24 protein-coding genes are annotated in these 23775 nt (G+C 49.0%); all 24 read right to left on the bottom strand.

What is annotated here, in order from left to right:
* Nucleotides 1-664 precede the first annotated feature (664 nt).
* Complete coding sequence (locus PRUB_RS11015; protein ID WP_155946426.1) at nucleotides 665-1642, bottom strand: hypothetical protein; 978 nt, start codon at nucleotides 1640-1642, stop codon at nucleotides 665-667.
* A 728-nt stretch (nucleotides 1643-2370) separates the two neighbouring features.
* Nucleotides 2371-3036 (bottom strand): hypothetical protein, encoded by a 666-nt coding sequence (locus PRUB_RS11010; RefSeq protein ID WP_010385541.1) that lies wholly within the window; start codon nucleotides 3034-3036, stop codon nucleotides 2371-2373.
* Nucleotides 3029-4000 carry a hypothetical protein gene (locus PRUB_RS11005; RefSeq protein ID WP_010385542.1) on the bottom strand — a complete coding sequence of 324 codons (972 nt, stop codon included), beginning with the start codon at nucleotides 3998-4000 and terminating at the stop codon, nucleotides 3029-3031. The genes PRUB_RS11010 and PRUB_RS11005 overlap by 8 nt, the downstream gene beginning before the upstream one ends.
* The gene (locus tag PRUB_RS11000; RefSeq protein ID WP_010385543.1) at nucleotides 4000-6075 is read right to left on the bottom strand and encodes a hypothetical protein; all 2076 of its coding nucleotides are present in this window, start codon (nucleotides 6073-6075) and stop codon (nucleotides 4000-4002) included. Before PRUB_RS11000 ends, PRUB_RS11005 begins: the two co-directional genes overlap by 1 nt.
* Nucleotides 6076-6077: 2 nt before the next feature.
* Complete coding sequence (locus PRUB_RS10995) at nucleotides 6078-6440, bottom strand: hypothetical protein (RefSeq protein ID WP_010385544.1); 363 nt, start codon at nucleotides 6438-6440, stop codon at nucleotides 6078-6080.
* Entirely contained in the window at nucleotides 6437-10078 is a 3642-nt protein-coding gene (locus PRUB_RS10990) for a tape measure protein (RefSeq protein ID WP_010385545.1), read from the bottom strand. Before PRUB_RS10990 ends, PRUB_RS10995 begins: the two co-directional genes overlap by 4 nt.
* 64 nt (nucleotides 10079-10142) lie before the next feature.
* On the bottom strand, nucleotides 10143-10889 hold the full coding sequence (locus PRUB_RS10985; RefSeq protein ID WP_010385546.1) for a phage tail tube protein: 747 nt from the start codon (nucleotides 10887-10889) through the stop codon (nucleotides 10143-10145).
* A complete protein-coding gene (locus tag PRUB_RS10980) occupies nucleotides 10889-11305 on the bottom strand; it encodes a phage tail terminator protein (RefSeq protein ID WP_010385547.1) in 417 nt (138 codons plus the stop codon). Before PRUB_RS10980 ends, PRUB_RS10985 begins: the two co-directional genes overlap by 1 nt.
* Nucleotides 11305-11730, bottom strand: a complete 426-nt coding sequence (locus tag PRUB_RS10975) for a gp436 family protein (RefSeq protein WP_010385548.1) — start codon at nucleotides 11728-11730, stop codon at nucleotides 11305-11307. The genes PRUB_RS10980 and PRUB_RS10975 overlap by 1 nt, the downstream gene beginning before the upstream one ends.
* 5 nt (nucleotides 11731-11735) lie before the next feature.
* Nucleotides 11736-12158: an HI1506-related protein gene (locus tag PRUB_RS10970; RefSeq protein WP_010385550.1), complete on the bottom strand. Its 423-nt coding sequence runs from the start codon at nucleotides 12156-12158 to the stop codon at nucleotides 11736-11738.
* A 47-nt stretch (nucleotides 12159-12205) separates the two neighbouring features.
* Nucleotides 12206-13114, bottom strand: a complete 909-nt coding sequence (locus tag PRUB_RS10965; protein ID WP_010385551.1) for a Mu-like prophage major head subunit gpT family protein — start codon at nucleotides 13112-13114, stop codon at nucleotides 12206-12208.
* The gene (locus PRUB_RS10960) at nucleotides 13114-14232 is read right to left on the bottom strand and encodes a phage protease (protein WP_010385552.1); all 1119 of its coding nucleotides are present in this window, start codon (nucleotides 14230-14232) and stop codon (nucleotides 13114-13116) included. Before PRUB_RS10960 ends, PRUB_RS10965 begins: the two co-directional genes overlap by 1 nt.
* A gap of 83 nt (nucleotides 14233-14315) precedes the next feature.
* Nucleotides 14316-15263 (bottom strand): hypothetical protein, encoded by a 948-nt coding sequence (locus PRUB_RS10955; RefSeq protein WP_010385553.1) that lies wholly within the window; start codon nucleotides 15261-15263, stop codon nucleotides 14316-14318.
* Nucleotides 15264-15287: 24 nt separating this feature from the next.
* Nucleotides 15288-16175: a hypothetical protein gene (locus PRUB_RS10950; RefSeq protein WP_010385554.1), complete on the bottom strand. Its 888-nt coding sequence runs from the start codon at nucleotides 16173-16175 to the stop codon at nucleotides 15288-15290.
* Between the two features lie 196 nt (nucleotides 16176-16371).
* On the bottom strand, nucleotides 16372-16827 hold the full coding sequence (locus tag PRUB_RS10945) for a phage virion morphogenesis protein (RefSeq protein WP_010385555.1): 456 nt from the start codon (nucleotides 16825-16827) through the stop codon (nucleotides 16372-16374).
* 170 nt (nucleotides 16828-16997) lie between these two features.
* A complete protein-coding gene (locus PRUB_RS10940) occupies nucleotides 16998-18338 on the bottom strand; it encodes a phage head morphogenesis protein (protein ID WP_010385556.1) in 1341 nt (446 codons plus the stop codon).
* Nucleotides 18331-19893 carry a DUF935 domain-containing protein gene (locus PRUB_RS10935; protein ID WP_010385557.1) on the bottom strand — a complete coding sequence of 521 codons (1563 nt, stop codon included), beginning with the start codon at nucleotides 19891-19893 and terminating at the stop codon, nucleotides 18331-18333. The genes PRUB_RS10940 and PRUB_RS10935 overlap by 8 nt, the downstream gene beginning before the upstream one ends.
* Before the next feature lie 8 nt (nucleotides 19894-19901).
* Nucleotides 19902-21458 carry a terminase large subunit domain-containing protein gene (locus tag PRUB_RS10930; protein ID WP_010385558.1) on the bottom strand — a complete coding sequence of 519 codons (1557 nt, stop codon included), beginning with the start codon at nucleotides 21456-21458 and terminating at the stop codon, nucleotides 19902-19904.
* Nucleotides 21459-21460: 2 nt separating this feature from the next.
* Nucleotides 21461-22042, bottom strand: coding sequence for a DUF3486 family protein (locus tag PRUB_RS10925; protein ID WP_010385560.1), 582 nt, complete (start codon nucleotides 22040-22042; stop codon nucleotides 21461-21463).
* A complete protein-coding gene (locus tag PRUB_RS10920; protein ID WP_010385561.1) occupies nucleotides 22039-22344 on the bottom strand; it encodes a VpaChn25_0724 family phage protein in 306 nt (101 codons plus the stop codon). The genes PRUB_RS10925 and PRUB_RS10920 overlap by 4 nt, the downstream gene beginning before the upstream one ends.
* Before the next feature lie 4 nt (nucleotides 22345-22348).
* Nucleotides 22349-22621 (bottom strand): hypothetical protein, encoded by a 273-nt coding sequence (locus PRUB_RS10915; RefSeq protein WP_010385563.1) that lies wholly within the window; start codon nucleotides 22619-22621, stop codon nucleotides 22349-22351.
* Nucleotides 22611-22922 (bottom strand): DUF2730 family protein, encoded by a 312-nt coding sequence (locus PRUB_RS10910; protein ID WP_010385564.1) that lies wholly within the window; start codon nucleotides 22920-22922, stop codon nucleotides 22611-22613. Before PRUB_RS10910 ends, PRUB_RS10915 begins: the two co-directional genes overlap by 11 nt.
* Nucleotides 22922-23146: a TraR/DksA C4-type zinc finger protein gene (locus PRUB_RS10905; protein WP_010385565.1), complete on the bottom strand. Its 225-nt coding sequence runs from the start codon at nucleotides 23144-23146 to the stop codon at nucleotides 22922-22924. The genes PRUB_RS10910 and PRUB_RS10905 overlap by 1 nt, the downstream gene beginning before the upstream one ends.
* Nucleotides 23133-23774 carry a glycoside hydrolase family 108 protein gene (locus PRUB_RS10900; protein WP_010385566.1) on the bottom strand — a complete coding sequence of 214 codons (642 nt, stop codon included), beginning with the start codon at nucleotides 23772-23774 and terminating at the stop codon, nucleotides 23133-23135. The genes PRUB_RS10905 and PRUB_RS10900 overlap by 14 nt, the downstream gene beginning before the upstream one ends.
* Nucleotide 23775: the final 1 nt, after the last annotated feature.

The raw sequence follows: 23775 nt of genomic DNA, 5'->3' as shown, positions 1-23775 counted from the left end.
GCGCAAAGTAAATGTACTCGCGTTGCTCGCTGTCATTGTACTTTGCACTTAATTCATCCATGAATATCATCGACATTCGTACTTCCATGTACGTCAAACCCTTTGCAGCAATGCAGCGGGTTTTTTGCTATGTGTGATTTAAAAAAGTTGTATAACTACCCGATCACAAAGCCCACACCACCGTCATCCCGTACTTGATGCGGTAACTACTCACACGCGACACAGTGGTATGAATGGCACATCGATCTGACAATCACTGCCAAGCGACGAATTAAGTTATTTTCGCCCTGTGCATCTATGTAACCACATATCAAGGTATCTCTTCTGATGAACAACGCCGAGGTTTTCTTCAGGTTCAGGCTGATGCCGCGCGCGAAAACTTAGCGCCAATTGCGCGAAAACTGCGAAAAATCAATTTTTAAAATAGTTAAACAACTTTTCAAATAATCACACCTCAATCTCACTATACGGTAGGTCCGGCGCTGGGCCTGTGATGCGATCATTCTCGATGTATGCACTCCCACTAACGACACTATCGCCCAGGACTGTGCTCTGTGTTCCATCGCTGTGTTGGACGAGAGTTGTACCATCCGTATTCACCTGGATAACCTTTACAATACTGCGGCGTGTACTGCCCAAGACTGCGCCTAGGCGACTTAATAGATTAGACATTTGCTACCACCCTGATGCTTTGGTTAACAGTAATTGCACCTTGTGTATTGATTGAGGCACTTATGCTGGCACTGTCACAGGTTGCCTTATAAAGAGAATCGGAATATCGAATACCGATCAGCATACCTGGTCTGATGGGTGGTAGTTCAGCTGTTAACTTTGTGCGGATCTCGGATATTTGCTTGTTGCCGCTCCTAGCGAGTTCGCAGGTGCCGCGTTGACGGGCAGCCTGCTTATCCGTTATCAGGGAATCCACCACGTCATGGGCATATTGATCGCCCAACGTCCCCGAGCGCTTGATCTTACACGCCACACCTTGTTGCTCACCGCGTACAAAAACAGCAGTGTGTTCCAGATTAACCGTTTGTCTGGTGTTGTTCTCCAATATGAGTGAGTCATTTAGGATGATGTCACACACTGCGTTGTCTGTGTCCCAGGGTGAGACAGGCCACTCCGGAATTACGGATACCGTTTTTGTTATGCCATCGAAATCTAGAATTCCGCCGACACTTTGCGCTATTCGTAGCAGCGCCCCGGCAGGCGTGAGCCCTCTGTAACTGAATGCGCCTTTGGGGATCGCGTAATCAACCATCTGATTGTCTAAAGACCAACCTGAATTTGTCAGTACGTCGGACATAACACCAGCCAGTGTCTTGGCTGTCGGGTTTGTGTAATTTATTTCGCGCGCATACGGTGCAGATAGCATTGCAAATCGGCCACGTATCGACGCGCTGAAACTGACAGAACCAAATTTACTACTTGTACTTGGTTGCTCGCATATCACCACGTATTCATAGCCATTAATGGTGACTAGCAGTTCCTGGCCTAACGCGCGCTCCATGTCGATTCGGCTGCAAAACTTAATTGACCCAGTTGCAGCAAACTGGCCACGCTCAAACGAGTGGCTGAGTGCAGTGATGAGAATATCCTGATTATCGGATAAACGTTTACAGGTAATTGTAGGTTGCATTATGTATGCCCTTTGTATCTGAGGCTCAATGGGTATTTTTCGGTCGATTGTCGGGAGGTCATCACCCGAACGTACAGTGCCACCTGGAAGCGTCCAGTAGCATGTATGTGAAGGGGGAGAGAAGCGTATTTTTGTTTTTAGGTTTGCGGACTGGTTAACAAAACTGAGCTTCACATACCCGTTTTTCGGGTGTGCTGTGAATCTACAAATGTATGTTGACTGCGATGGGCCGTAGCGCACTAGAGCGCTGGCACCTCTTAATTGTGCAGGTGTCCAGGTGATGTTGGTGTGTATTAGCGTGTACTGGCCTTTACTTATATAAGAATTCGAAACTGTTTGACGCACAGTATCAGCCACAGAATAGGCGCTTATAAAGTATTGCTTTTCCTCAAGGGCTCTTGTGTACGGCGAGGTGCAGTGCTCAGCCATAATCAATGTCTTTGAATAGAATGCAGTGCAAAGCAGCCCTGTATTTATTGCGCTTAGATATTGAGTGTCAAAATGCTGCTCTATACAACGCTGGCGCGCATGATTTGTTTGACAGACTTGTGCAACAGAGCCTGTTGTATTTGTAATTAACTCAGCCTCATGCGCTATGTCACTGATTGCCGCCCATCCGCTCTCAATATAATTGCCTATCAGCGTCAGTTCAAGGTCGCTAACAAATCTGACTTTAACAGCTGAGCGCGGCCCCTGATACCTGGCATTTAAACGCAATACCAATGAAGTCATGATGATAGGTCTGTTACGTCACATTGGATCCCATCCATCACAGCCCCTGAATAATCCAAATTGTCATCGAAGAGCACACAGGTTACAGATGGACCTAAAGAATACTTTACGGGCAGCGTAACGTTGACAAGATAGCCATCAACAGACGCTGAACTCATTGGCTTAACGAAGAAGTGATCCAACATTTCACCAGACTGCCTGTCAAACAATATGACCCTTTCAGCCTTTTTATCCAAATCTAACTCTAATCGAGCCGCGAATGCAGGAATGAGGTTTGGCGCTCCTATGCTGCCTACAAACCCTGTTGCCTCTATGGGTTTCGCCTCAGCCTCAACAAAGACTAAACCAGTCGCAGTGTCCGTTGTGTTTTTATAATAAATCTCGACAGTTACAACATCCGCCCCAGCAACGTAGAAATGCTCAGTCCAATTTCCGTCCGCAACGGAAGCATTTGCACGTGACGCGCCACCTTCTAAATTTTCCCTGAGACGAAACCGGCTTGCGGTCCCTCCATCAGGCGTTACACGGTAAATTTTTCCTGGCTCAACAAGAATTGGGAGAGATGTAGCAACGTTCGCCAGTTCTACAAAAGTAACACTATTACCGGAATAGCTCAGATACCCTGAAGGCTCAGTATTTCCTGAGAACAGGTTGTTAGTCATCCCAAACCTCCGTAGACAGTACCAATTTAGATGCTCTATTTGTTGAAGTGACCCTCAAGACTAGATGTTTTTGTCCACCATAATTGACAAACGAGGGCCAAAATACGTCATTTGGATGCGCGCAAAAAGTACTATAAAGACCTGGAAATGCGCCCCTGCACGCTGGCCTTGTAGCGCTTGCGGTAACGAGCTCTCCGTGACGGTCTTTTGCTGTTTCATGCTCAATGGCTGTCAGCGTTACACCGACGAGATAGTTACTTGAAATTGGGCCCAAATTGTTTTTTGAGTCGCCAGTAACGGGTAGGAAGGATGTGTTTGGTTCGTAAAAGGAAAACTCTCCAGCGGCATCTGTATCGTACACCTTAATCCCTTTCAGACTGCTTCTGGGCATATCGTTCAGATATTCGATATTCCGCCCCACTCGGAGACCAATGCTTGATGATGTTTCAAGGCTCAAATCTTCATCCACAAAAGAACAGACAGCAATAAACTTTCCTGCATCGCTCGTTAGGGCGTTCGACAGGTTGCCAATAAAACAGGAAGCAACATATTTCTGGGATGAAAGTGCATACTGAGCAACATAGCCAAAAAAAACATACACAGCGGTATCTGTGCCTAATATCATCCAGTTGATATTGTGGTCAGGAAAAACTTTGATGCTTTGTTTCCAGCCGCCTCTTACAATATTTGCGCTACTTGTTGCACTTTGCGCTGCCTGGACATAGACACCTTTATTATCATCAAGCCCTGTATTACTGCTAAAAACAGCACACCCACCAGTAGCATTGGAATAACCACACGCGGCTGTTTCATTGAATAGTTTTGTCCAACCTAAACCCGGCTTTGTTCCATAACCCTGGACTAGACATGCATCTAATATGGATATGATTTCACTGTACTTTCCGGTAGAGAACTGGGGGGCACCCTCATCATCCCAACGGTATATACTCACTGATTTTGGCATTACACACTCCCCCAAAACGCAATTGTTGAACTATCTTGTTCGATATTCGAATGGCCGGGTGACACTGACCGTGTGGTCATGACTGGCCTTGCAGCTGATTGGGTGGTGAATAGAAACGCCTCCCCAGGGTTCAAACCATTCCCAATAGCTTCTTTGCGCAGAATGAAATACGGCGATGCCGTAAACGGGTTAATTGGCGCACAGTCTTCGGCAGTGACGCCAGAGTAAATTTTGCCCACATACTCGCCAATTACATCATATCCATCACTGGTAAACACAATGGCCCAGCGCTGACTGATACAACCGATATTGGTGAGCTCAACAGGATATTGGGTTGTGTTAATGCTGTTAGATGCCGGTGTGCCGGAATCCTCGTAATTGTTTTGCCATGCCGCTAGGGTTCTTTCGTCCACGCTTTTGGCTTGCAGGTCCTCCAGCATGTATACACTGGATATGGTCGAGCCCGCTGGGTATGTGCGTTTAATCGGGATGAGTGTTTGCAGTGTGGTTGCGTCTATATCCGCCACCATGGCCAGCTCAGACTGTATGGTGGTAATGATGTAAGGCGGCGAAAACACTGTGATGCCCGGCTTTATAGTTACTGTTCCATTCTGGCGGTCGTAGCTATAGTTGCTATCGTCTGCGGAGTACAGGCTTGCGCCGTTACCATCCAGGATGTCTACCCAGTCAGCGTCAACAATGGCATTGATAACCTGCCCATTACTCAGGTTAGGGTGTGATGTCCGCTCTCGACTCTGAATGCTGACAAGGTTGTTAGCGTGGAATATTGGTACTATGCCATTGCCCGGCAATTTTGAACGGTCAATCCCGCCTGGCGGTGTTGGCACGGGCTCATAGATTAAATCCGCATAATCGTAGCTAACACTATCTGGTAGTACATCAACATTAAATGATAGAGTTACCAAAGAGGTGGCACCCAGTGACCCGGTTATGCCTTCGCCAGTTATGACTCCCTGCGCGTCACATGATGCACTCAGGTCAGTGCCTTGAGTACTTTTACAGCGTATATACAAAGTCTCAGGTATTGCGCTTTGGTCCAGAGCGAACTGTAAGGTTCGAATAGTAATCGGCTTAGTTCGAATAATCGCCCCTAGATTGCGTCCTGCCGCATCAAATTCAATGGGCTCCATTGCGTTGAGTACACCCGTGTCATAGTCAATCGTTGCAACCAGGCGACCGGAGATGATTAGCTCCCCTTTACCGTTGTCTATGATTGTGCCGTAGCTGTCTGGGATTTTAATCCAAACCGTTTTAGGCTCGACTCGTTCACCGGGTCCGAGCGTTAACGTAGAGCCATCTAAAACAAAATCGTGAAACCGGTAAAACTCGGCCGGGAGATAATGCAGGTTGAAGAATTCACCATACTTTATTGGACTACTTAATATGGTTTTATTGGTGATGGTGGTGCCATTTATTACAAACTGATCTTGCGTTAATGTCGCGGTAATGTACTTACGTAAGTCATAATCGTACTTCTGATAAGTACCATAAAAATATGGACGTCCTGAAACCAGATCTGGCACATCAATGCTGATGTTGTAAAGGCGGCCATAACTTTGCTGGCGAACAATTTTATACCCGGATGTTTCAACGGGTGGTTTTACACCTGTGTGGTCGATACGGCGTGATGTAGTTGGAGCCAGGTTCGCGTGTACCCTATCAACTTTAATTTCCTGGCTCTCAGCGGTAATTGCACTAGTTGCAGATGCCAGCCCGTGGAACTTAGCAGCGGCCAACATATCCATCATTCCCGATAATAGGCTGGTATCCTGCAACTGACTGGACTGAACAAGTAAAGTTGTTAAGAGTGGATCAGTCGGTTGGTCACTCAGAAATATCCTGGCATCCTGTAACCGGCTGTCATCACCGGTTGCAACTGCCGGGTAGAGTTTGACTAATTCAAATGCGCTGCGTGCATAGTCTACGTCGCTGATAGAAGTAAATACTTCGTTTAATTTGCCGTTGGTCAGGGGCGTGTTTGTTCGGTGGCCACCGGCATTGGGTTCGTTGCCTAGCCGTTCTGGCAGAAATATTTTAAGGTCAGTTCTTAGCATTATTACACCGTTTTTAGTTTGAGGATTACGTCTTGAAAATGCTCGGACTCGGCGTCAGAGAACAGAGCAACCGGGGTGCCGGTGACTGGTTGCTGGCTGTGGTCCCACATTACCTGGTAATCCGTGCCACGTATGGAGATAGGAAAGTCAGTTAGTGTGCCCTTGGCATGTTCGAAAAGCGCCTTGTATATAGTGGCGCTTTCTAAGTCGCTCTGGAGCGTAATGGGTCGGCCAACGGGGATGGCTGTTTTCTCTGTGTGTGTTGCGCCATTGAGCGCGCGTTCCGACTGCTCCGTAACAGCCAGATAATTAAATTCGTCAGTCCAAACGAACTGCTCTAACAGTGTTCCGTTAATCTCAATCATTGTACTAAGCTCAATTGCTCTAATTCATTCAAAACCTGCTCGGTGACAGTGGCGCTGATTTCTGCCTGGTTGCCTCCTGGTAAAGCGAGGTCGAGTTTGATGGTCTTGCCGCTGTTCTGGTTGGTAAGCAGCTTCACCAGGTTATTAACGGCCGTAGCTAAATCGCCACTGCCAGATGATTGGGTACGGTTAGTCTGGCTGAAGCTCTCTGGAGATTGGTAAATCCGGCTGTAGCGTATTGACGAAGGAGCTTCAACTGATGCGGGCGCAGCATTTTGCGGGGACGCTTGCGGCGTTGTTGAACTTTGGGCCGGAGCTTTGTTTAATGCCTCTTTTTGCTGTTTAATCAGTTCGCCCAGGGCTATACGCTGTTCTTGTTCCAGGTGATTTAGCTGGTTAAATATTTTGTTGTAAATTTCATTGAGCTGATTGCGTGATTTGGCGTTTTTAATATCACGCTCAAAGCGGGCATATTGTTGGTCTCTTAGCTGTGCGCTGTCCCGGCGGGCTTCCTCAGCTTTAACTTCCCGGCTACTGAAGTTATAAGCATTGGGGTTCTGCTCGTTGTAATCAACGATGGTTTCAACCGTTGGCCGGTCGTCTCGATAGCTGCCTGAATTAGACGCACTTGCGGACGACCTGGCGCTGACTTTCCAGTAACTTTCCAGTTCACCTGCGGCCAGGGTCGCACTTTTTCCTACCTCTGTAAGTGCATTTTGTTGGGCGCGTAGGCTATCAACGTGCTGCTGATTAGCTTGGGTTGCGGCTAGGGTTGATTGAGTGCCTTTCTGAGTTGCATTGGTGGCGGCATCCTGGGCGTTTTTCACATCACCCAGCAGATTATTTACGACCTTCAGAACACCATTCACCCGGTCTTGTTTATCCTGGTAATCCTGGGCATTTATCGCACCGGTCTTGTATTGCTGGTTGAGCTGCGCCAATTCCTGCTCTAGCTTGCGCTGTTCAACCATCAGTTCCCTGGCTTTCATGGTTTCCAGCTCTCGCACTTTGGCCAGGTCCGTTTCTTGCTGGATGGCAATGCCTGCCTGCTTATTTAGTGCGGTTTGAGCAGCTTCTTTTTGCTTGGCCGTTGCGGTCGAGCTTTCCAGGATTTTTTTGTTATTCTCCATAGCCGCGCGTGTTTTATTCAGAGCGTTGGTATAACGCTCTACGGCTTCGCTGTTGCCGTCGGTAGCCGGTTTGAGCTGATTGGCTTTTTCAATCAGTTTTTCCAGCTCTTTGGTCAGGCCAAGGGCCGCAGCCGCAGCTTTAACGCTGGCTGGCACAACCTCACCAGTAGCTTCGGCAGCCTTGACTGCCGAATCAGCCCATTTTAAAAATGCAGCCTGTTGCAGCGCTATTGGTTCATTACTTTGCTGGATCAGTTCAAACGCACCCTGTAATTCGGTGGCCGACTTTTTGAGTGCTTCACTGCTTTCCAGGCCCAGCTTTTTATAGGCTTCGCTCAGGTTATTAGATAAATAGGCTTGTCGCTCTAGGCTTTTATTGTGTTCTTCAAATCTGCCCTTTAACTCATCAATGAGGACTATTTGTTGTGAATATTCGTCTCCCGCCTCCTGTAGTGCAGTGCGCGCGGATTCGAGTGATTGTATAAAGCCGTCAACGCCATCACGCACGCCGTTCAGGCTCTGGCTCTGAGACTCCAGCGTCTCAATCACCTTGAGTGCTTCAGGCACGGTAAGCCGTAAAAACTCAGCGCGCTGGCGTTCGGCCTCCGCTGATTGTTGTGCTGCTTCGGCCAGTTCTTGTTGTTTTTTGGCTACACCTTCATAAATGCCCAGCTGCTCATTCCAGGCAATGGTTCCGTTACCCAGGGCCGCTTCAAGCTCTTCCATATTCGTAACCAGTACACCCGTTTTCTCACTGATGGACTGGTATTCCGCTGCCAGTTCTGCGGCTGTCAGCTGCGCGGCGCGTCGGCTTTTTTCTACTTGGGCCTCAATGGTCAGGAGGTTGTTGTACTCAACACCCACATTAACCAGCTCATTTATGAGTGCTGTATAAAGACCACCACGAACAATAAAGCCGAGTGCATTTCTCCATTTAGTGGTTGCGACCGTAGCGGCCTGTGTGGCAACGGTCGCAGACGTAATGGCTGTTTTATATGTGGTGAATGCGCGGGTGGCGGCAACAGCGCCCGACACTACGTTACTGAAATATGAGCCTATCTTTAATGCCAGCCAGGCTTTGGCCACAAAACCGATTTCCTCCCGAAATTCGTAGAGTGTGGTGATGGTGTTTTTGATGACCGTGCCTGCGTTGACGATGGCATCACTGGCTGACTGCGCCCATTCCTGTAATCGGCCGTCAGCGGCCATCTCGGCAAACTGGGTGTTTAATTCTGTGAGCTGCGCTTTGAGCCAGTCCATAGCGCCGGACTGAGCAATCAGATTATAGAATTGCTCAATGTTATCTTTTGCATTGGAAACCTGGCCACTGAACAGGGCCATTTGTGCAGCGGCACTTCCGGCGCTGGTGCGGCCCATTTCGTCGATAAGTTGTTTTATAACGTCACGGCCGAGCTTTCCTGCGCTGGCTAATTTTTGTAGCTCTTCAACGTTTTGACCAGTGACGTTTTGCAGCATATCCCAGACTGGCACACCACGTTCGACCAGCTGGAGGATCTCTTCTCCTTGTAACTTTTGCTTGGCCCAGGCTTGGCCCAGTGCCAGGCTGATCCCCTCGACCTCCTGATAGCCGCCACCCAGTTTTAATGCGCTATCTGTGATGGCCTGTAGCGTGCCATCCATAGGGTCGAGCCCAAACGCCTTTAGTTTCACAAACGCCTGGCTAACTTCGCCCAGTTGCAATGGGGTATTTTTAGTAAATTGCGCAATCCATTTGGTTGCCTGGTCGCCCTGGGAAATACTGCCCATCAGGCCATTCATCTGCACCTGAAGCTTTTCGAATTTGTCGCCAGTTTCGAAAACCGAACGTACGGCCTGGCCAACCTGATCTAACCCAAAATAAGCAGTGGCCAATGCTGCTACTTTGCCCGCCACATTGCTCAAGCTGGCGGCGTGTGCCTGTTGGGCTGCATTTCCCTGGCGTAAGTCCTGAGTGAATTGGTCTACCGACTTACCTGCTTTATTAAACTGGGCACCCAGCTCGCGCTTGGCGACCCTGAGGTTATTAACATCTATGCCGGAGCGTCGCAGCTCCTGCTGTAGCGCCGCATGTTTTGTTGTTTGCCTGGTCAGCTCGTCACGCATCTCAGCCAGCGATTTTTCTGCCTGCTCAACCTTACGACTCAGCTCGTCGGTAGGTTGACTGGCACTTTTAGTTTCGCGCCGAAACTCTTCAAGTGCCTGGGTGGCTGCTGCGGTTGCAATGGCCTGTTGGTCCAGCTCGGTTCTGGATTGTTCAAAACTGCGGATTGCGTCCTGTTGATCACCGAGTTTATCCAACTCGTTGGCTAAATCACCGGCTGTAGCACTGGTTTTTGTTGCTGAGGTGGCGGCGTTATCAAACTGGCTGGCTAGCTGCTCAGTGGCCGGGGCAGCGGCTTCAGCGGTTTGTTCGATATGTCGCAACTCAGTTACGAGCTGTTCGATATTTTGTTTGCCGGTTGCTTCAGCTACAACTCTGAGTGCTAACTGTAGTGTTTTATCTGCCATGCCATTTACTCAGTCTTAAAAGGTTTTTTAAATAGTGAAAAAGGGGCCGAGGCCCCAATGGGAACTATGCGTCTAACTCGGTGTACGTGAACGGGGACGTTTTCCCCTGAGGAAGCTTGGCGGTGCCGGAGAGTCCGCCGCTGACAAATTCACTGGCCGCAAAGTCGATCTCTTTATCAGGCATCATTGAAGCATCGAAAATCTCCAGCTCGATGGCTTTGCCATTTGCCAGGTTTGTGCCTTCACCAAAAATACGGGCCCGGACCTGCGATTCCATGCCGCCTTCAATGGTTTTGCCGCTTCGGGCGTTGTGCTGGTAGGTCACTGTAATGCTGCCACCGGCTGCCACTGCACCACCTTCAACTGAACGGATCATGCCGAGTGCATAATTGACTTCAAAATCGGCCCCGAGTGCCAGCTGTGTGGCACCTTGCTTTACAACTAATCCATCGGTGGCCAGGTTCTTATGGCCCAGTTCCAGCCAGCCTTGGTTCGCGGGTAAGGTTTTGGCTTCATCTGTTACGGTGCCGCTGCCTTCGTTTAGCGCCGTCACTTTACCCATAAGTGCCAGAGCCAGCAGCTCGGCTGGCTGGTCGTCAAACTCGCACGCGACTTCCGCAGGTTTAGCGATTTTCACATCATCCAGTGCTTGCCCGTAGCTCTGCTTTTTCTTTGATGTTCTGGTAACGGTATCTGCATCCGTTTTTACTGTTAGTTTGGTCATGTTGATAGGGCCAAAAATACCCAGGCTCTGGCCTTGTGAATTTAATCGGTCAATAAAGAAATTGCCCGCTACTAATAAGCCACTCATTACAGTGCTCCTTTAAATCTCATTTGACAGGTAAAGGCCAGCGGATAAAACGCATGGCCACTTGTGTATCTCGGTTTGATTGGGGTGTTTACGCGTTGCCAGGGACCAGCTGGGCCGGTCATTTTGCCTGCCACCGCGCGAATGGTTGCCGCCAGGTTCTGGCCAGCAGATTTACTGCCTTTGCGTTCGGCTAGGATGACCAGCCAAGTTTGCTTTAGCTGAACATTTGCACCAGCATGGGCCGTTTCCGCCAGTTGGTCGCCGTAATAGACATAGAACAGGCACGGTGTGTGTGCGGGTTTGTCTATCTCTGCCAGGTCATTCACATGCTGCACATGTCGAATGTCTTCCACCGCGCTTAGTGCTGTGTCCAGCAATGGGCCCGCTGCCAGGTAGTCCTGGTCAATCTCGAACATCAGATGAACCCCGTTGACTTGTTGCGCGCGAATACGCTACCCGCCGACTCGATATGTGCTGTGTCGTTGGTTGTAGCTTTGTCGCCCTGGCTATCAATTCCCAAAGACACTTTGCCCTGGTTAACGGACTGCAAGAACTTGATGGCGTCCTGGTAACGCTGCTGAATGTGCTCCGGTGCGCCATCACCACTTAAAAAGTAGCGAGCGATATCGCAACATACTCTTACCAGTGCCGTAGGCACTGTGCTCAGCGGGAGCGTATAGCGGCCAGACAGGTAGGCATTTATTTCAGCGCTGGCGTCTACTAGCGACTGAGTTAATACCACCATATCAACTTCACCTGGTGCGCTGTTCTCACGTTCGGTCAGTAGGATTAAATCCTGGTCGTTAAACCGAGTTTTCATATCGTCGGCGGTTGCGTACATGCGTATTACTCCGCGCTTACAATATGGGCTTGATACCAGGACCAGGCATCATCACGCTGCTGAGCAGTCGGCTTTTGCTCACCGTCAACGCCATCCACTTCAAACGCTAATTCATCCAAAGTGGGCTTTTTGGATGGCTTTAGCTCGTGGATAGCAGCAATGATGTGAGCCAGTTCGTCAGGGGCGTTGCTCAGGTCCAGTTTTATAGTGCTGCCCATACTTCCTGGCTCCAGGTGTGGTGTCGCATTTGCACCTTCATCCGCCGACACAATTTGCACCGTGAGGCGTGAGTCTGCTTTAAGTGCTTCAAGCTGTGACTCTGTGACCTGGTGTTTGTTCTCTCCTCGCGTGAGGGTAATGCCAGCGCGGCGATAGCCATCCGGTTGCTGAGAGACGATACACACATGCTGAATAGGTTGATTAGCCATTTCATTTTCCGTCCTGTTGAGTAATGACCCGTGCCGGGCCATGGGGTTTATAGGTAGTCAGCCACCAATAATTCGAGGCGACCTTTGAGTTCGTTGGAGCTATTGGAATCTAACTCGCGTTCTAGCATCCGTGTGGCTTGCTTTTCCATACCTGCTGGAACCACAAGCAATGTGGGTTTAATACCCAGCTTTCTGCCACCATCCGCTTTAAACTCACGCATTTTGCTGATGCTGTCCCACAGGTTGTCAGGAGTTAATGCCCGTTTGTTGGCATACGCCATTTGCCAGAACCCGAAACCGGCAGCATCGCGACAGTCAACGCCATAACGAAACTGTTTACTCATAAAGACGGCTTCATCATCGACCTTGTTCATGGATACGAGCTGGGGCTTTTTACGTTCCTGAAAGATGATCGGCTTGATGGCTTTTGATGTATCCAGAACAAACCATGGCTCACCTGTATAGCCTGGATCTTCGGTCATGTTTGCTACTGAAGTGATTGTTCCGGTGCCATCTGCTTTTTCTGCGACGGGGTGATCTGTATCAAAATAATTTTGGCCGTCATAACATAGATTGGAGAATCCCAATGGCAATAGAGGGAAGCAAGACTCATCCGGATGGATCGCAGCCGCAGAACCCATTTCTTTAAAAATTGGTGCGTAGATACCGAGTTCATCGTCTTCGATGTCGTTTTTGTCTACCCCTACCGTGGATTCATAATCCTCATTAATGATCGTATAGGCATGCGCCTTCATATTCTCAATCGTACGCGGGCCAACCCACTTTTTGAGGCTTGGGAATTTCCCCAGCCACCCATAGGTGTTGGATTTAGTTGTTGATGTAATGACAGTCGCTATCTTCATGTATTGTGGGTCAGCTTCCGACTTACCATCTTCAAAGTTCTTTTTGAAGCCGGTAAACAGTGATGTAATAAGTGCAGGAGTAACAATGGCCATTATTGGTCATCCTCTTTCAATTTTGCGTAATCTTTGTAGCTGATACCGAGTTGGTCAGCTGCGTATTTGTCTTCGGTGCTCAAAGCTGCAACCCCCGTTTTTTTACCGTCAGGCAATTTGATCTGAGTGGTTTGCTGAGTGGTCAATGCGGCAATGGGTGAGCGGGCGTCCAGGATGGTGTTAAGGGCTGCAAGCCCTTGCTGATCACCCAGCTGCTTGAGGTAATCCACTTCCGCTTCTATCACCCGGCCATCTGCTTTGGCTTTATCGATCGTACTTTCGATACTGACTCCCTGATGCTGTGTGTTTAGCGCCGCAAAGTTAGTCAGCAAGGCGTTGTATGTTTCGACAGGCACAAATTTTGAGAGATCAACCGCTGCCGGTTTCGCTGCCTGAGCCTGCTGAAGCTGTGTGTTCAGGGCTGCAATTTGCGTGTCTTTTTCTGCGGCTTTTGATGACTGCTGCTGGAGTGTTTCTATCTTGCTCGTGCCTTGGGCAATGTGGTCACCGGTAACATCACCGTCCACAGTAATTCCCAGCGCCTTGAGTAGCTTTTGCGCTTCATTCATTGTTGGTGCTCCTAAGAGTGTATTTAGATGGGTGTTTAAAACGGCTACCTCGTCCATACCCAACACGGCTGGGTCATTGGTTAAGGCAACATGTAGCAAAGCGATGGGGCGGCCAGTCTCGCTGTCATATACAAACACCGGGCTGACATAGCGATATTCTTTGTCTAGTAGCTGTTTATATGCGGCGGGTGTCCAGCGTACATTCAGTGCGTATACGCCTTCATCAGGTACATATTCAAGGCCATCGGAGCCGAACCAGCCTGATGCCGGGGCGGGCTTACCATTTTGCGCTTTGAACATGGTTTGGTGGTCGTAGTCGAACAAATAATCATTTGGGCGCAGTGATGCGGAGTGTGTCAGGTAGCCAAAGGCGGTTTCGTCCATCAACCATTTTCCGCCTGGCACATCGTGCGGGCGGCCATCCTGACTAGAGAACTGGCCATCAGGGATGATTAATACACGAGGGCTAATACCATCCGCACCTGGTGTACTAACCAGGCTGCAAACAGCTAACCCTAGGTTTTTATTGTCAAGGTTGGGGTATGGCATACATACTGGCACGCTTCATTAAACTTGATGCCAGTATGTCGGTTGGGTCTGAGGGAGTATTTTAAACTAGATTAATAAAAGAGTTACGTAACTTGGCTGCCAGAGTTTATATTCAAAATCTCAGATGTATATGAATCAACTAAGATGCTAGCAATTTTTCCTTTTTTTTCATTAAGGATCCTGAGAGTGTTTTCATCGCTATACATTTTGAAGTAAACCAACTCCTGATAACACATAACATCCAATTGAGTGTAGTAGTACTGGACAGTATGATGTGAAACAATACCCAGTTGGTGGATTTTAGTTAAACAGTCAGTCATGTTTATGAATATGATTGGTAATTCAGAGTAGGAACTCCTTAAACCTTCATAGTCACTTTCGGTAAATATAAGCTTATAGAAACCCATTTTATCTTGAGGTCTACAGCTCTGAAGCGATTGCAATCCATCTTGACGCCCACTAGGCCTTATAGGTCGCGAGTAGAGTTTTTCTAGATGATTGAAGTAACCATCTAAAGTTCCTATAAGTTCTGATGAAGATTCAATTTTCGCCAGCTTTTTGGCTTCGGTGCTTTTTTGTAATTGTGATGCTTCTAATTCATCACGAGCATTCTTTTCCCTCTCTTTAGATAGTCTAAGCTGCTCCTGCGCTACTTGCAGGTTAGCCCGGCTCTCTTCAAGCTGTAGCTGTGCAATTTCTACTTGGTCTTTATGCGCTTCTGTTGCCGCTGCTATTTCTCTGGTGGTCGCACGAAGCTCTTTTATTTGAACGCGCAAAGATATTACCAATAGCAGGACGGTGCTGAAGGCTAGTATTGGGTTCAGGATCCCGCCAAAGAAATCACCCATCACACCAAAATCACCTCTTAACTTGCTAATAGATGCTTCGTCAATTGGAGGGGCGTATGGGAAGAAGTTAGTAAAGCGGAACGCGTAGTATAGGCATAGCCCAGCAAAAACTAGCGCGCAAAACACGGCTATACCAACCATGAAGTACTTTTCAAGTTTTGATTCTGATGTGTCTGTTGTCATAGTGAAACCCTGTGAGATGACGGATTAGCTTTGGCGTAACGCAATATAAGCGCTCGCTTTCTCATATAGTGATAAGTAGTGCGGTTTCTGTTTAGAGGTATTGTACCACCCATATAACAGAAACTGGCACCCAACAATATCTTTGAACTGACCTTCTTCTGCTGGGCTGATAGCGTACCGTTTCATCAGTACCTGGAATATTTTTTTGTCGATTGGTATGGATAGCTCGTCCTTGCTGTGGCCAATATTAAGCCAAACCGTCCCTCCTTCATCTATCGCATCTACAATCATACCGTAGTAAAAGGCAGGGGGCCTGTTATGGTTAAGATTGTTAACAACTCGGCTGGCATGGAAAAAAACTTCAGACATAGTTTGCAACTTGCCAAAGACTTTTATCTTGTTTGCTTCTTTCAGAAAGTCTGGGTTATCAAATACCGCGCGCAACATTGTGCTTAAGCGCCGTGACCATTCGCTCTTACCAACAGAGCCGGACTCACCAAATTTTCTGTAATTGCCCCTTAGTCTTGGAGGGATATCATCTGTATCTATTGGTTTATTAGGTTTAATTTCTCCATCTGTAGTGCCAAAGTTGAAATCAATTACGAATATATTTTCTTCATTACGTAACTCGTCAACTGGGCGTGGCTTATCTCCATCAATTCGTTCCACTTCATTACTTTTCTCAGGGCACGTTTTGCCGTTTACCAGTTGGTGTATCGACCTGAAATGAGGAGAGCTCCCATTTTTACCTCTGGATACAAAGCCAGCTTGTACGAAACATCCAGGGCAAAACAAGTAGCCTTTCATTGCTGCTAACTTTGATGGCTGAAGGTTTTCCAACTTTGTGGCAGAGAAGGTATTGCCAATATCATTCTTGGGTGTACATGAGGGAGAGTAAATTACATTATTCATTTTGGGTCCTTGAACTATGTCTTAGTTCTTAGATTACAAATGGTGTGAGTGATATTGCAATTAAAAAGCAACTTAAAGTTGATCTATGTGGGTTAGAAACGTTTCGAAACGGGTTTAAAGCGCTTATCTGCTGTTGTAACACCCAACGGTAGCCACTGAGATGCTCAAAGCGCGTCACAGGGCGCTGACGGCGTTTTTAGTTTTCGAGCAAAAATGACTCCAGCACTGCGAGAATGTCGCCTTCATCTTCCTGGCTTACGCCCAGGTATTCACGTTGGGGAATAGCGGCCGGTCCTGGAGCCATGTCGGGCAGGCCACCGAAGTTGTGGATGGCGGCATAAGGTTTGTTACTGCCAATCTCTGCCCAGAGTTTGCCACTGTCTGCGGCAATGCTGGCAGCCAGGCCGCCCGCGCTGACCTGGAGCATTTGACCGCCAACGCGTTTGGGGTTGTTCTTCAGATAGTTTTCACTGAGGGTGGGCCAAGGCTCGCCGGTTACTGGGCTGCGCTCTTCAGCAAACGCGTCTTCTGCTGCACCCTCCATGATTGCGGCTATTTCGTTCATGGGGTCGCTCAGGTCGTTAAACTTGTCGGCTATCTCGGCCAGTACCTGGGCGGCGTTGCCCTGGGTTAATACAGATATTTTTGACATGCTCACCTCATGGTCTAGGGTTTAATGGATGCCTTGGCATCATCCCTTGATATGGCCAGCGTTATGCTGGCTTTTTTATTCTGGCTGATTAATAATCAGTATTGGTGGTAGTGTTTCCAACGGGTAACGGTTGTATGCGATGCGTACATGATGTGAGTTCGAGTCTCACCCTACCGCCAAACCTGATAAAGACCACCCGCAATTCCTTGCTCAATCGCGAAACTTGGTACTTTAAACACATTGATAAAAGTATCCTGGTCATTGTCAAAGCGTACAACAACCTTAATGGACTGTGTGCCCTGGTTAACTATGTACAACACCTCACGCTTTGCTGGCTCCCACAATACCTGAGTTGCCTGGTCATTAATCCAGTCGCTAAGTCGCTGGTATTCTTCTAGGTTGAGTGCTGTATTACTTGCCAAATGTTTTTCACTGTGCGCGTGTGCGAGTGCCCGTTCAGAGAGTACTAATACACGAGCAGGATCTATGTTCTGGTCCAACAGTTGTTGGTTAATCCGATCATCTAAAAATGAAAGCACGGTCTTGTGCTGTGGTCGGGGGCCATTTGCACGCAGTCCCTCGATGTCGTTAGCCTGGCGTGCTGTATGATAGCGGTTTACGCGCTCGATGCTTCGGCTTACCCAGCCTTCAAACGCCTTGTGCCTGGCATCACTATTATTCAACGCCTGGATAGTTTCAGCTCTAAGCTCCGCATCTTCGACTTTCCCCAGCTTTTGAGCAACAGCCATATCTGTACCGAAGGTGCTTTGACCAGGTGAATAGGCCCAGCCTAAATCTGGTGTCATCACGTCACCATCGGGCAGATTTACGCGGGCGTGCGGTACGTTCTTAACCTCGCCAGATTCGCGGCTGGTAATCTCGGCTACAAACGGCTGCACATAGTTGCTGCCATCTTCGACGGTCAAACCGCGCGCTTTAACTTGTGCCTCTGTCAGTGCCCGAACGCGACAACGACAACCCCAGCCGTTGGGTGGGAATATGGTTTGCCAGATAGGATCGTCATATCTAAACACCCGGCCATTGAGGCGTGTATGCTCTGGCCGTGTTTGCCCGTCGTCAATGGCCACATACTGCCAGTACGGGTGGGTTTTGGCGCGGGCCAGCAGGCGGCGATAGCGCCCGGCCATGTAGGCGGTTTGTACATTGGTGCGGTAAATGGTGTTCAATCTGTAGGGGCTGCCCAGTTGAACATCATCGCCTTGATCGTTTTTGGTTTTGCCCCACCAACCGAGCTTTTGCAGCTCAGGGGTTAACTCATCTCGAAACTGCTTAGGCGTCAGGCCACCCGCTATAGCGGCATCCACCTTTTTCCGGATCGCTTCTAATACATCCATAGAGCTGGCACGGGCTACGGTAAAAGCTCGTGCGTGTGCATCCAACAGCATATCGTGCCATTCGTCCGAAATTTGATAACCCTTAGAACGAAAATAGGCAACGGCATCCGCTGGTGATTTGTCGAATGCGATAGATAATGACGCGCGCTTACTCATTGATCATGCCCCACAGTTCGCTGACAAAAAACAGCCTGGTTAACATCTCGGTCAGGCTGTCCTGGTCCAGTGTGGGGTATAGCTCTGCCAGCTCAATGGCGGCCAGTTCCTCGCTCTGGTTGAGTTTATCCAGGAGCGGCTGAAGCGTAGCCTTGTATTCCTCGCGCATATTGCCACTGGTGATGGCATCCAGTGCAGTGTCCAGCTCTTGTTGCGCGGTGCGGTCTTTAAATGCTGTGGTGAGTGCTGCGACTGATGTACTCAGGGCCGCTGCTGGTAACCCGGCAGGCTGAGCTGACACCGGGCGTAGAATAGGCTCATCTTTGTCTGGCACCGGGATTTGAAGCTTATCGTTCGCCCAGTTCTCTGGGATTTTTACACCTGTTTCAACCAGCACCTGAATTGCGGGAGCCAGCTTGGCAATGTCTTCAGACTCCGTAGTCTCAAGTACCACTCTGGGCATGCGTCTGTTGCCGGAGTAGCTTTTGCTGCTCAGTGCGTGCATGGGGTATAGCACATCGCGTGTGAGCGTTTGTTCCAGCTGCCGGGCATCAGATTCAGTCAAATCCTTACGGGCCTCCATGTGAATGTTACCCAGCGCATTGGTGCTGGACTTGCCATCTGCCTGGCTGGTGAGCGTACCACCTAAAATGGCTTTACTCTGGCTCTGCTCACACCAGCGTATCATGGCCTCAAATGGATCAGACTGGCCCTGGGCCGCGTTCTGAAATTCTATGTCCATACCTCTGGGGATGATCCCGCCTGCATTGTGCCCAATCGACAGCACCGCCTTTAGCAGAGTGTTTTTTTCATCCTGACTTGCGCCGCTGGGGTACTTACCCAGTCGTAATGGTAAGCCGTAAATTTCTAGGAACTCAGCCAAATCCCTGATTGAGTAGTTCTTAAATAGAAATGGCCATGCCAGTACCGTGGCGAGTCCGGCCCTGTGTACATAGCCCGACTTAGAACGGTGCTTATGTAATGCCCAGCCAAACGCGTTCAGGGCTTCACCGTCTTGCGTGCCGTTGTTAAGGCGTAGGTTATTGTGATCACCATGAGGGGTGGTAAACACGTTCTGATCAATGAATTCATAGCCAGTGATCACATGTTGCGATTCAATATATTCCCACTGCAGTTCTGTTGCGGCAAACCCTTTTAAAATTCCGTCGCTTAGGTCGTAAATAAGATCAGTAAACCAGGTGGCGTCTTCTAAAATCTCGCTCAGGCGGTCAGCATCTTGTTCTTCTGCCTTGCTCGGGTTCCTGGGAGGCTTAACCTGCCAGTTAAGGCCAAGTAGCGCCCGGCGGCGTTTGCCAATCTCACACAATAAGTGTGCGTCTTTGTCTTCCATGTCTTTGGCTAGGTCTGCCATGGCCGCTAAGTTACCTTGCTCACTTTCGGCCAAAAGGGTCGCGAGTTTGGCTGGGGTTAAGCCCTGGCTTGGGTGTGTTGCATACTGCTTAAGCAACATGCCAATCTGGCTGTTATCCTCAATCTGTGAGCCTTCAAGGCGCTCAAGTGTTAGCGGATCGCCGTTTATATCAACTATGGCCATACATACTCCTACCAGCAGCCAGCGCCCTGGTATGCACCAAGGTCGTCGTAAATTGAATCGTTGTTTGAACTGTGTTTGTCGGGCAGCGGGGTAAACTCAATTGCGCTGCCTTCCATCCAGGCGGCACGAATGGCCATAGCCAGACCCACAGCAAAGTCACCGTGTCTTTGCCTGCCATCGCTGCCCTTATCGCTGCCTTTATCAATTTTTGGCGTGCCGTTGCGAACAGAGATCTTTTGCAGATCGTCCAGTACGTCCTGGTGTTTAGGGATGGTGATATTGCGGTCTTCAAACTCTGCTTTAAGTTTTGGCATCCACTCGCGATACCAGGGTTCATTCAGCATCACCTGGTCGACCATTTCGGTGCCAAAGTGCAGTGCTGCTGCTTCCGCGAGATACCCGCCATTACCGGTGGCGTCAAACGCCAGCCCCTGAAGGCGGGGCAATCTGGTGGTCAGGTGCAGCATCACAGCCCGCTGCATGTCGTAAGTCAGGTTGGTCAGTTCAACTAAAAATGGCACACGTTTCGACAGGTCTCGGGATATTTCAAGCGGTACGAATACGGTTAAGTCTCCTCGGCGGGCAAAGTCTTCACCAAAGCTATGGTTCAGGCTGGTATCCAGCTTCGTTAGCAAGGGGTCTAACTGTTCCTGGCAAAATGCATCTATTTCTGCGCGTTGTGCCAGTTCGCTCCTGGACATAAAGTCGTCTGCGGCAATGTAGCACACAATGGGTATGTCTTTGCTCATGGCCATTTCAATCAGTGCGCGGGGCACGTAGTTACCGCCACCTTGTTTGGGCTCACAAAAATACTCTTCTCGTGCATCCGCTTCGCTGGCCGTGTCATTCAGTAAATCCTCAATCCACTGGTCTTCCTGTTCCTGGCTCCAGGGCTTTTTCTTAATCTGGCAAATACGCTGGTAAAGACCTTCGCGGCAGGCATCTAAAATAGTGATGGTGTGTACGGAGTAGCGTTTTTTGCCAGCGCGGCTGTCTTTAATGAGTTCATTGAATAAATTGTCTACGCCATTATGCGTTGAGATCAGCCTTACTTTAGACCCCCACATAGTCAGTGCTAGGGCTGCTTTTAGCACCTCGGCTAAGCGCTCGTGAAACGCCGCCTCGTCAATGGTCACATTGCCTTGCATACCCCGTAAGTTCGAAGGGTTTGAACTTAGCGCCTGGATCTTAAACCCCGATCTGAAGTAAATAACGAACGTCAAGATCTCCTTGTCTTCATCTCTCAGCACTTCTTCACTGACCTGAGATGCGGCCTTGTTAAATGACTTGGCCCACATGGCTGCTGCGTCAATAAACTCTCTTGCCATCTCTTTGTTAGAACCCACATAAAAGTGGTTACAGCCGTTGTCACTGCGGGCCGTAGCTGCGCATAAAACCGCATCGGCAGCCTCTGCCCAGGTCAAACCGGTCCGCCTGCTTTTCTCCGCTATTTTGAGCACCGATTCATCGGCAATCCATCGCTTCTGGTATCCCAGTAAAACTTCGTCAGGATTGAATAAAGACAGCTCAGCGGATACCTGTTCAACCATGCTATTTGTTTGCATCACTAGACAATCCCCAAAATTGACTTCTTGATTTCAGATACTGATTCCGCCGTCATACCGGCCTTAACCGCCGATTCTTCAGCTTTGGCCGCAGCCTCTTCAGCAAATGCTTTGCGGATCTCCTGTTCGCGCTTGTGATTGCGATCCGCGGCAGATTCGAGCCTTTGGACAGCCAACATGGCTTCTTTGATGGTGTCCAGGTCAACCGCAGCATCAGACTCAGGGTTCAACATTTGCTGCTGCATTGCTTTAAAAAGCTGAGTCCTGGCCATTTCAAGTATCAGCTTGGTTACTTCGCCGGTTGGCTTGTCTCCCAGCTCTGCGGTTAGTGCAACCGTTGCAGCGCGTGTCTCGCGCAAGTGCTTTGCAATGGCCTCATGTTTTTGTGCATGCCTGCTCAGGCCCGATCGGCTGATTGTCGCTTCTTCATCTAATCCAGCTTCCAGAATAAGGCCGTTAATAGCAATTAAGATATCAGCCTGACTATTGCCGCTGTCGCGTAGCATTTCATCCAGCTTCTTTTTGATTTCGTCCGGTAACTCATCAATTTTGCTGGGCTTACCCCTGCGTACAGTCTCCGTCATGGGTGGCTCCGGGGGCCGGGACGTTTGATGCCAGGAACAACGCTCACACCTTCGGCAACATCAATGCCTGAACGTGTGATTTTGGCAATCCAAGTGTTTTCAGTGAGTCTTTCCAAAGAGACATAGCCATTTTGCTCAAGCCAGTTAAGCAACGTCTTCAACTGGTCCTGGCTACAGCCCAAAGCAAACTGAGCTAATACGTCAGATAACATGCTGGTATTGGCTCCGTAGTCCGGGGACTCATTCAGAGCAATGAGAATGGTTAGCCGCTGATGTTCGGCTTGTACTTGTGCAATTGGCATGATGTTAGTCCTCAGGCTCTTTAACGTGAATGGGCAAGGTGCCAAGCAAAGTAAGCGCTAAACTAACACCGGCTTTGAAAGCACCTGTTTCTCTGGCGGTTGTCAGTTCGATATCACCAATTTGAATGCTTGTGCTTTTTGGTGATTGAACAACCGTGTTTAGCTGGTCTACACGGCTGGCATGCCACTCCTGTAGCTGATAAATAACTTTCGTCGCGTCGTAATCCATGCGCCCGGTTTCGGTTGGTGTTAAATCCAAATTCAGATCATTCGGCATTTCTGGTTCCTCGTAGTTCGTTTTCCATTAGTAAATCGGTAACTCGTTTAAGGTCACCAAGTTGTGGAGATAGCGCGTCGATTTTGCCGCCCACTTCCAGTAAACTTTTTTCTAGTCCGTGAAAGTCCTCAACGCTGGGCATATCTTCAACGCGACGTTCTACGGCGCTTATCCGTTGCTCAAGTTCATCGTGCTTTACTCGACTCACGAACGTTGCTCTTAACCAGGCTATGGAACCTGCGCCTACGATAACCACACCAGCGGCGACCATTTGCTTCCACCATTCAATTAAAAATTCCATCAGGATTTCCTATAGTGTCTGGCTTGGGCTTCTTGCCTGGTCTGGCAGTCAATGCACAATTTGCAGCGGTGGATGGCTGCTCGGCGCTCAGGTGGAATTTCTGCGCCGCATTCCAGGCAGTGCAGAAAGTCCAAATCCTCTCCCACAAAGTGAGCTCGGTTTTCGTTGAGGGCGCGTTCTAATTCCTGATCACGGATCACTTGTGCTTTATCAGCTATGTCCATGCTCTGGTCCTCCATATGCACGGCTAGTTAGTGTGCTAAGGTAATCGCTGGCCAGTGTGGTAAAGCAGCGTTCAGTTACCTGGGCCAGGCGATTGAACCAGCCGTTTAGATTGATCCGTTGCGTCGGGTCATCCTGGCAAATGCCGAAGTACAACCGGCTGCGCTCTGCCAGTAGTCCAGTGATAAGCTGGCTTGGCATTTTTCCCAGTACAGCTTTTAAGGTCAGTGAGCCAAATAGGCCATCAATAGCTGCGCTTACAGTGCCTTGTACCATACGGGTCATACCATCAACACCATGCTGAACTGCACCGTCCAGCAGCATTAATGCCAGTCCTGTGGGCACATGGTCGCATTGCATCGGCTCCCAGTAATCTCGGTAATAAAGGCGCACTGCTTTGGTTAGATCCAGGTTTCGTATGTCCAGGCGAGGATAGGCTTTTTGGCTAATTCCATATTTAGTAAGGCCACCACGATCACTGGCATGGTTGTTCAGACCTCCGTCACGACGAAAAGCCCCTTCGTGGTGCAAAATAGTCAGTATGCAGTCTGTGAACTTAGGTGAGTAGTTTGATAAAGCGGCGGCTACGTCTGGCTGCTGCTTTACTTTTTCAAGGTTAGGAAATTGCATT

Source organism: Pseudoalteromonas rubra, from assembly GCF_000238295.3.
In the GTDB taxonomy this organism is placed as follows: domain Bacteria; phylum Pseudomonadota; class Gammaproteobacteria; order Enterobacterales; family Alteromonadaceae; genus Pseudoalteromonas; species Pseudoalteromonas rubra.
This window is presented reverse-complemented; position numbering and strand designations above follow the sequence as displayed.